General features: G+C 53.6%; 2 protein-coding genes and 1 pseudogene. All 3 read right to left on the reverse strand.

What is annotated here, in order from left to right; translation table 11 throughout:
- Positions 1-1,173 (reverse strand): annotated as a pseudogene (locus tag J07HQW2_RS03500) (zinc ribbon domain-containing protein); the annotation flags it as partial.
- A 1-nt stretch (position 1,174) separates the two neighbouring features.
- Positions 1,175-1,567, reverse strand: a complete 393-nt coding sequence (gene tnpA, locus J07HQW2_RS03505; RefSeq protein WP_021053963.1) for an IS200/IS605 family transposase — start codon at positions 1,565-1,567, stop codon at positions 1,175-1,177.
- Positions 1,568-1,747: 180 nt separating this feature from the next.
- The coding region (locus tag J07HQW2_RS03510) for a class I tRNA ligase family protein (protein WP_303703948.1) at positions 1,748-2,405 on the reverse strand (658 nt) is incomplete at its 5' end.

The following is a 2,405-nucleotide window of genomic DNA, read 5'->3' on the forward strand; positions in this document are numbered from 1 at the left end:
GCGATATTGACCGCCGTCGCAAGATCGCGTCGCGATCTTGCTGCCCGCCAGACTACGTCTGGCGACCGCGTTGATGTCTGCGTGATACTCCGATACCCAACACTCATCGGTTGGACAGCGGAACTCGTCGCCGTTCCGCTGGCCGATGTGGCCGCACTCGTGGCATATCTGGCTCGTGTACTCCGGTCGGACGTATGTGACCGGAACCCCAGCTTCTCGTGCTTTGGCCTCAATGCGTTGTTGAAGCCGAGCGAACGCCCATCGCCCATGCGTGGAGGCGTCGGTTCATCCACTTGCCGTAGTCGAGGTCTTCGCGGATGTACGAGAGATCCTCTAACACCAGCACCAGCACCAGCACTGGCTTGTCGAATCGGCAGGCGTATTCGACGGCACGTCGAGACGCCTTCTCGATAATGTCTGTCAGAGCGTTCTGGGAGTGGTTGAATCGCTCGTCAATCCGCCACTGTGCGGCTTCACGCTCTTGGAGTCGTTTGAGTGTCGTGACCATCTCTTTGCGAAGGTATCGAGCGCGGCTACCGTTGATGAGTAGTGGGTCAGTCGGTGTGGCCTGCTCGCAGGCACAGCCCGCGAGCAGGTGTGCTTCGCCAATGTCAAAGCCGACTGGTGTTACATCTTCGTCGGTCGATTCGTAATCCGGCTGTTCAATCGGGAACTCGACAGTGACGTGTAGTGTCCACGACGTGCGGTGTCGTTGGAGTCGGATTTGGCCTGCGGATGCATCACCATCGAGAAGATCGTGCCATAGTTCCGTCTGTGCGGGATTGATCCGAAGCGGTATCCAGAAATTCGTCCCGCGACCGGGTTGTGGTGCCCACCACGTAAATTCGTAGTCTCGCGCCGCCGAGTGGTCGAACTCGGCGGCTTGGTTTTGGTTAGTGAGCCGAACCGGGTGATCGTCGTCTAACTCCTGAGCATCGTAGGTGTCGTGGAGTTGTGGAACGTAGTTGCACAGAGCTGCTTTCGCCTGATACGGTAGATCGTACGGTGTCACCACGTCGCTGGTTGCATTGCACTCATCGTGTCGCAACCAGCCTCAAACGCTTCTTGTAGTCCCTCACGATAGGTGTCAAGTAGGTCGCACAGCTTTCGCTGTTTGTGTGCTGTCGGTGGGGCGAGCGTAGCTTCCAGCGTTTTCGTGGTTGTTGCGGCCATGTTACTGATCGTCTACGTAGTCCATCAACACGTCAATACTCACCTGTCCGGTCGTAGCGAGGAAGTATCCCGGCTGCCAGAAGGCATTATCGAGAGCTTGTCGTGTTTCAGGGTATTCGTCCCGAATTTTGCGGGACGAGACACCTTTGAGCGAGTTGATGAACTTGGTAAGCTCAGTGGTCGGTTCTGCGGTGAAGAGGATGTGAACGTGGTCAGAACCGCCATCGACGTTCTGGATGCTCACACTGAACTCTTCGGCGATGTCACTGGCAATCTCACCAAGCCGTTCTGCAATCTCGCCGGTGAGGATGTCGCTCCGATACTTTGTGACGGTCACAAAGTGATATTGGAGCGCGTACACCGTGTGGGACCCTTTTTCGAGGTTATACTTCATTTGACCGTACTGATTGTTATGCACCAAATATATATAACAGTGTGTCAATGTAGGGCATTCGGCCTTCGACCAACAGTGGACTGTTCAGCAGTTGTCGGCTTCACGCCCGCGGTAAACGGCGGGATTCTCGCCTTGAGAAAAGATAGGCAGATAGAAATACAGGATAAGGACATACTAATACTACTCATCGATATCAATCGCTGGACGACCAGGTTCAGCTTGTCGTGCGACATCTGCCGGGGCATCTTCGGCATGGACGACGGTAACAGGGGCCTCAAACTCGCGCTCAATGAGCCATGTTGCCGCATGGAGTGTTTCATACTCACGCTCTGGTGGGAGCGTTGTCGCCAATGCCTCACGCTCATTTTGTAACTGCTGTCCATACTCAGCAGCTGCATCACCCTGTTCACGCATAGTTGGATTTTGCATCAATTCCGATATGAGATTTTCAGCATCGCTTTCGATTGCGGTTGTCAATGCGGTGTATTTCCATGCTGGTGAAACAACGATTTTGATTGCCTCTGGATCATCGATATCAGCAACGGTGATGATTTGACGAACATCCTCTCGGGTATCCTCAACAAGTGCACGTCGTTTTGTAACGACGTCATACTCAACATCCGTCTGTGGCCATGATGCATCGGTAATAAATTCATCATGATCAAGTGCTGAATACAGTTCTTCGGTTAGATGTGGTGCGACCGGGGCGAGCAGTCGAATAACAGTCTCAATGCCACGGCGATATGTGTCAGCATGTGGTGTCGTATAATTACGGTACTGTCTCAGGGTTTGTACAAGATCCCGTGCCTCCCGCAGAGCAACACTAAAAGATAGCTCA

Source organism: Haloquadratum walsbyi J07HQW2 (assembly GCF_000415985.1).
Lineage (GTDB): Archaea > Halobacteriota > Halobacteria > Halobacteriales > Haloferacaceae > Haloquadratum > Haloquadratum walsbyi_B.